Annotated in this window: 6 protein-coding genes; 5 read left to right on the top strand and 1 reads right to left on the bottom strand. The window is 66.5% G+C overall.

Annotation, left to right across the window (positions count from 1 at the left end; genetic code table 11):
* Window positions 1-3: 3 nt before the first annotated feature.
* The 5 genes from narH (at window position 4) to NY1_RS21580 (ending at window position 5500) form a co-directional block, all read left to right on the top strand.
* Window positions 4-1701 carry a nitrate reductase subunit beta gene (gene narH, locus NY1_RS21560; RefSeq protein ID WP_067716327.1) on the top strand — a complete coding sequence of 566 codons (1698 nt, stop codon included), beginning with the start codon at window positions 4-6 and terminating at the stop codon, window positions 1699-1701.
* Complete coding sequence (narJ, locus tag NY1_RS21565; RefSeq protein ID WP_067716206.1) at window positions 1698-2378, top strand: nitrate reductase molybdenum cofactor assembly chaperone; 681 nt, start codon at window positions 1698-1700, stop codon at window positions 2376-2378. Before narH ends, narJ begins: the two co-directional genes overlap by 4 nt.
* The gene (gene narI, locus NY1_RS21570) at window positions 2375-3109 is read left to right on the top strand and encodes a respiratory nitrate reductase subunit gamma (protein ID WP_067716209.1); all 735 of its coding nucleotides are present in this window, start codon (window positions 2375-2377) and stop codon (window positions 3107-3109) included. Before narJ ends, narI begins: the two co-directional genes overlap by 4 nt.
* 117 nt (window positions 3110-3226) lie before the next feature.
* On the top strand, window positions 3227-4780 hold the full coding sequence (locus NY1_RS21575; RefSeq protein ID WP_067716211.1) for an acyl-CoA carboxylase subunit beta: 1554 nt from the start codon (window positions 3227-3229) through the stop codon (window positions 4778-4780).
* Window positions 4781-4843: 63 nt separating this feature from the next.
* Window positions 4844-5500, top strand: a complete 657-nt coding sequence (locus NY1_RS21580) for a Uma2 family endonuclease (RefSeq protein WP_233434428.1) — start codon at window positions 4844-4846, stop codon at window positions 5498-5500.
* Window position 5501: 1 nt separating this feature from the next.
* Here NY1_RS21580 and NY1_RS21585 read toward each other — a convergent pair whose 3' ends face one another.
* A complete protein-coding gene (locus NY1_RS21585; RefSeq protein ID WP_067716216.1) occupies window positions 5502-6413 on the bottom strand; it encodes an SGNH/GDSL hydrolase family protein in 912 nt (303 codons plus the stop codon).
* Window positions 6414-6565: the final 152 nt, after the last annotated feature.

Genomic DNA, 6565 nt, shown 5'->3' on the forward strand with positions numbered 1-6565 from the left:
GTCATGGCTCAGCTCGCCATGGTCATGAACCTGGACAAGTGCATCGGCTGCCACACCTGCTCGGTCACCTGCAAGCAGGCGTGGACCAATCGCGGCGGCACCGAGTACGTCTGGTTCAACAATGTGGAAACCCGTCCGGGACAGGGTTATCCGCGGCGTTACGAGGATCAGGAGAAGTGGAAGGGCGGCTGGGTCCGGGACAAGAAGGGCCGGCTGAGCCTGAAGTCCGGGTCACGGCTCAAGCGGCTGCTGAACATCTTCGCCAACCCGGACCTGCCCACCGTGTCGGACTATTACGACCCGTGGAGCTACGACTACGACAATCTGCTGTCGGCTCCGCAGATGGACACCACCCCGGTGGCGCGGCCCAAATCGCTGATCACCGGTGAGGACACCCAGGTCACCTGGGGCGCGAACTGGGACGACTCGCTGGGCTCCGGACCCGAGCAGGTCGGCAAGGATCCTTTGCTGGCCAAGTTGTCCGAGCAGGTGAAGCTGGAGTTCGAAGAGACCTTCATGTTCTACCTGCCGCGCATCTGCGAGCACTGCCTCAATCCGTCCTGTGCGGCGGCCTGTCCGTCCGGTGCGATCTACAAGCGCTCCGAGGACGGCATCGTGCTGGTCGATCAGGACAAGTGCCGCGGCTGGCGGCAGTGCGTGTCGGCGTGCCCGTACAAGAAGATCTACTTCAATCACAAGACCGGCAAAGCGGAGAAGTGCACGTTCTGCTACCCGCGCGTGGAGGTCGGCATTCCGACCGTCTGCTCCGAGACCTGCGTGGGGCGGCTGCGCTATATCGGCGTCATGCTCTACGACGCGGACAAGGTCCTGGAAGCCGCGTCGGTCGAGGAGAACAAGGACCTGTACCCGTCGCAACTGGGCGTGTTCCTCAACCCGCACGACCCACGCGTGATCGCCGAGGCCGAACGGGCGGGCATCTCGCCGGAATGGATTCAGGCCGCGCAGGATTCGCCGGTCTACCAGCTCATCGTCGACTACAAGATCGCGCTGCCGCTGCATCCGGAATACCGCACCATGCCGATGGTCTGGTACGTGCCGCCGCTGTCGCCGGTGGTGGACGTGCTCTCGCAGACCGGGCACGACGGCGAGGACCACGGCAATCTGTTCGGGGCCATCGACGCGCTGCGAATTCCCTTGGAGTACCTGGCGGAACTGTTCACCGCCGGTGAGATAGAACCGGTGCGGGACTCGCTGCAACGGCTGGCAGGCATGCGCTCGTTCATGCGCTCGATCAATCTCGGCCAGGAGCCGGACCTTTCGATATCGGAGGCGGTGAACCTGGAGCCCGAGGAGATCGAGGCCATGTACCGGCTGCTGGCCATCGCCAAGTACGAGCACCGGTACGTGATCCCCTCCGGCGCGACTTCCCGTGCGCACGAACTCGATTCGCTCGCGACCGGCTGCTCCCTGGACACCGACGGCGGCCCCGGCATGACCGCCTACGACTACGTCGCCGAGAAGTTCCACCTCTCCGACACCAACGGCGCGGCGGCCCCGGACCAGAAGTCCACCCGCATCAACCTGTTGAACTGGGACGGTAAGAAGACCGACGGACTGCTGCCGACCGGCAACGGCAATGGCAACGGCGCCAATGGGAATGGCAGCGGCAACGGCGCCGCCGGCCACGCCCCCGCCGACGCCGGATCGGCAGCACCGGAGCCCACCGGGGCGGCGCGATGAGCCTGCTCAAACTGCGCCGCCGGCCGGAACCGGCGGTCGGCATGACCGATCAGCAGCGGCGGGTGGTGTGGCGGCTGGCGGCGCTGCTGCTCGACTATCCGGGCGAGCAGACCCTGGCCCTGCTCGACGAGCTGGCGGCGGCCATCGCCGAACTGCCGGAATCGGTGCGCGCCCAGCTGGATCCGATGCTGGATCACCTGCGCTACACCGCGCCCATCGCGCTGGCGCAGGAGTACGTCGAAACCTTCGACATGCGCCGGCGTGCCAGCCTGCACCTGACCTTCTACGCCTACGGGGACACCCGTAAGCGCGGAATGGCATTGCTCCGCTTCAAGCACGCCTACCGGCACGCGGGCGTGGAACTGGGCGACGAGGAGCTGCCCGACCACCTGGCGGTGCTGCTGGAATTCGCCGCCACCGTGGACCCCATCGGCGGCGAACGCCTGCTCGGCGAGCACGTCCCGGTGCTGGAACTGCTGCGGCTGTCACTGTCGGACAACGGTTCCGCCTACTCCGGCGTGCTGGCCGCGGTGCTGTCCACGCTGCCGCCGGTGACCACCGCGGACCGCCGCCGCATTGCCGAACTCGCCGCCGAAGGGCCGCCGGAGGAAGAGGTCGGGCTCGACCCCTTCGCCATGGACCCCATCGGCTTCACCGGATCGGAAGCCCGTCGATGACCCCCACCCTCTGGCTGATGCTGCCCTATGTGGCCTTCACCTCCTTCGTGCTCGGCCACCTGTGGCGCTATCGCACCGACCAATTCGGCTGGACCACACGGTCTTCCCAGGTCTACGAATCGCGGCTGCTGCGGCTGGGCAGCCCGCTGTTCCACTTCGGCATGCTCGGCGTGATCGGCGGGCATGTGCTCGGCGTGCTCATCCCGGAGTCGTGGACCGCGGCGGTGGGCATCTCCGAGCACCTCTACCACGTGGTCGCGGTGTCGGCGGGCACGGTCGCGGGCGTCGCGGTGATCGCCGGCATCGGCATCCTGCTGTACCGGCGGGTGACGGTCACGGCGGTGCGCAAGGCCACCACCACCAATGACAAGTTCATGTACGTCCTGCTGGCCGGCGCGCTCATCACCGGGCTGCTGAACACGGTGGGCAGCAATCTGCTTTGGGGCACCTACAACTACCGGGAGACCGTGTCCCCGTGGTTCCGTTCCCTTTTCACGCTGCATCCGGAGCCGGAGCTGATGGTCGGCACGCCGTGGACGTTCCAGGCGCACGGCATCATCGTGCTGGCGTTGATCGGCGTGTGGCCGTACACCCGTCTGGTGCACATGTTCTCGGCCCCGGTCGGGTATCTGGTGCGGCCGTACGTGGTGTACCGGAGCAAGGAAGTGAACGCGCTCGACAAGCGCCGCTACGCCCGCGCCTGGGACTCCCCGGTGCTGCCGCCCCGATGATTCGGGGGACCGCCGCGATTGTGATTCGTCCCTTTTAACCAATTCGTTGCCCCACTGCGGCCGGTTTCCGCCTAACGTCGCGGGGGCACAACAGTTGGTTGGAAGGTGGCAGTAAGCGTGATCGGTACGCAGGCGAAGCTCGATGAACTACAGAAGATCCTCGAGATCGCCAAGGAACCGGCGGGTGAGGCCGGGGTCGCCAAGCGCGAGAAGAAGGGCATTCCCAGTGTCCGGCAGCGGGTGAACATGCTGCTCGATGCGGGCACCTTCGTCGAGACCGGCGCGCTGGCCCGGCAGCCCGGACAGCCGGACGCCCTCTACGGCGACGGCCTGGTGACCGGGCACGGCATGATCGGCGGCCGGCCGGTGGTGGTGATCTCCCACGATCAGACCGTGTACGGCGGTTCGGTGGGCGTCACCTCGGCCCAGAAGTTCATGCGCGCACTGCGATTGGCGTACGACAATGCCTGCCCGGTGGTGACCATCAACGATTCGGGCGGCGCGCGCATCCAGGACGCGGTGGGCTCCATCGCCTCCTTCGGCGATATCTCCCGGGTGCTGGAGAAGCTGTCCGGCTATGTGCCACAGGTGTCGATCATCCTCGGCAAGTGCGCGGCCGGTTCGGTGTACGGGCCGATCAATACCGATGTGCTGATCGGCACCAAGGACTCGTACATGTTCGTGACGGGTCCGGACGTGATCAAGGCCGTCAACGGCGAGGACGTCACCGCCGAGGAGCTCGGCGGCGCGGCCGTGCAGGCCCGGCGCGGCACCCTGCACCACGTGGCCGAGACCGAGGCAGCGGCCTACGAGTGGGCGCGCAACTACCTCAGCTACATGCCCACCAGCTGCCTCGAGCAGCCGCCCATCGTGAATCCCGGTCTGGAACCGGAGATCACGGCCAGCGACCTGGAACTCGACAAGATCATCCCGGACTCCGACCGCTCCGGCTACGACATGCACGAGATCCTGTTGCGCCTGTTCGACGACGGCGAATTCCACGAGGTCCGGGCCGCATTCGCACCCAACCTGATCACCGGCTTCGCCCGCGTGGACGGCTACCCGGTGGGCGTGATCGCCAATCAGCCGCTGGTGCTGGGCGGTTCGATCGACGCCGCCTGCTCGGACAAGTCCACCTACTTCATCCGGCTCTGCGACGCCTTCAACATCCCCCTGATCTTCGTCGCCGACACCCCGGGCGTGCTGCCGGGCCTGTCGGAAGAGGAAGCGGGCGTGATCATCCGCGGCGGCCGCGTCCCCCGCGCCATCATCGAAGCGACGGTCCCCATCATCAACCTGGTGGTCCGCAAGTCCTACGGCGGCGCCTACGGCATGATGGCCGCCCGCCAGGTAGGCGCCGATATGAGCTTCGCCTGGCCCACCGCCCGCATCGCGGTGATCGGCGCGGAGAGCGCGGTCGACCTGCTCGGCAAGCGGCAGCTGGCGGCGGTGGCCGAGGAGCACCGGGCCGCGGCCCGCGAGTTCCTGGTGAACCAGTACAACGAGAACATCGCCACCCCGTGGATCGCCGCCGAGCGCGGTTACATCGACGCGGTCATCGAACCCTCCACCACGCGCCTGGAAATCCGCAAAGCCCTCCACCTCCTCCGCGACAAGCCCAAGGTCAAGCCGGAGTTCAACCCCCGCAAGCACGCCATCTACCCGATGTGATCCCTTGCGGCCGAACGGCCTTGGCGTGTCGCCATGTTCACTGGCTATCATTGCCCCGTGACCATGCGACTGCCAGGGCCGCCGGATCTTCCCGAGTTCATGACGTGGGAAGAGCTCGAGTTGCTACCGGACGAGATCGCGGGCGAGATCGAGTTGTGGAACGGGCGAGTGGTCTGGGCGCGCCGCGGGCCCGCCGAGCACCAGGATTACTCGACCGAGCTGCGAAACAGTTTGCGGCGGTGCGTTCGGCAATTCATCGACGAACGACCGGACAAATGCTGGAAGGTCACGACCGAGACCAATGTGTTCTTCGGGCAGACAGGCAAGTCGGACTTCGTGACTCCCGACTTCATGATCTACCGATGCCTTCCCGAGCCGTACCAGCTCGTTCGTGGCGCCGACGCGTTGCTGGTCGGCGAGGTGCTGTCACCGAGCAATCGCGAGACAGACATCGAAGGCAAGAAAGCCAAATACGCCGAGGCGGGAATCCAGTGGTACTGGGAGGTCGGTCTCTCCCGTGTTCCGGAGCAGGTCCACGGGATCGACATTGTTCGGGCGTACGGACTTTCGGGCGAATCCGGTCATCTGCCGGACGGTGTACGACCACTACATCCGGCCAACTACATCCTCATCGACGAATGGTCTCCAAAGGACACGGAGGGCATTCGGATCGAGTTCCCCTTCCCGATCGAGATTCCCTGGCCGGACCTGGTCCCCTGAGTTACCTCCCGTACCGGTCGCGGATCGCGGTGGCTACTGCGGCATCTCCCTGGCTCGACGGGTGGAAGAAGAGGCCGTCGAGGTCGGTGCGGGGGTCGAGGACGCCGTTGACCCAGGGTTGGTCCGAGCAGAGGCCGTGGCCGGTGGTGAGGGTGCGGGCGTCGAGGAAGTCGATGCCGAGCATGCGGGCGGCGTCTTGCTGGGCTTGGTCTATGCGTTCGAAGTATTCGACTACGGCGCGGCCTCGGGGCTGGATGAAGGGGGCTATGCCGAAGAAGTTGAGGCACAGCTGTTCCGCGCCGACGGGGAAGAGTTCCTGGTAGCCGACCAGGACTATGCGGGCGTTGGGGGCGTAGTACCGGATGTAGGTGACGGCGTTGCGCATGCGGGCTGCCATCGTGTTCGCGGAGACGCCGTTGTAGTCGGTCATCCGGCCTTCGGCCACAGCTTCGGGGCCGCAGCCTTCGGTGAGATTGAAGACGCAGGTCTGGAGGGATTTCCAGAGGGTCTGGGAGGATTCGCCCCATTTGTCGTTGAGGCCGAACTGGAGGGTCACCAGTTTGGTGCGGGGGCCGAAACCGCCCGCTTTGTCGGCCTTCTGGGCCTCCTGGGCCATGGACCAGCCGGGGCCGCCGTCGATGGAGGCGCCGGGACAGGACACGTCGATCATCCGATCGGTGCCGAAGACGCCCATGAGCTTGCCGAGCTGTGCGGGCCAGGCGGTCTTGCCGCGGCGCATGCACGTGTTGTCGGCATCCATGAAGTCCCAGGCGTTGGCGCTGAACGAATCACCCAGCACCACCAGCTCTTTGCCTTCGGGTGCCGGATCGGCCCCCGCGTTTCCCGCCCCCGTCACCGAGGCCGTGACCGCCATGGCGGCGGCGCACAGCCAGCGTCCACTCTTCCCGAACACCTGAATATCCCTCGGCCCGCTCAGTATCCGGCGCGGGGTTCGAAGCCGGGCACGTCCAGGGTGGGCGGCGCCTGCTGGGTCTGCGGGGCCTGCTGCTGGGTCTGCGGGGCGGGCTTGGGCGCGGCGGCCGGCTGGGTGGCCACCGGTTCGGG

The sequence above is a fragment of the Nocardia yamanashiensis NBRC 100130 genome (genome assembly GCF_001613325.1).
Lineage (GTDB): Bacteria > Actinomycetota > Actinomycetes > Mycobacteriales > Mycobacteriaceae > Nocardia > Nocardia yamanashiensis.

What these genes read in the sequence shown, in the direction of transcription:
- narH (WP_067716327.1), top strand. Translation starts at nt 4, where the DNA reads ATGGCTCAGCTCGCCATGGTCATGAACCTGGACAAGTGCATCGGCTGC.
- narJ (WP_067716206.1), top strand. Translation starts at nt 1,698, where the DNA reads ATGAGCCTGCTCAAACTGCGCCGCCGGCCGGAACCGGCGGTCGGCATG.
- narI (WP_067716209.1), top strand. Translation starts at nt 2,375, where the DNA reads ATGACCCCCACCCTCTGGCTGATGCTGCCCTATGTGGCCTTCACCTCC.
- NY1_RS21580 (WP_233434428.1), top strand. Translation starts at nt 4,844, where the DNA reads ATGCGACTGCCAGGGCCGCCGGATCTTCCCGAGTTCATGACGTGGGAA.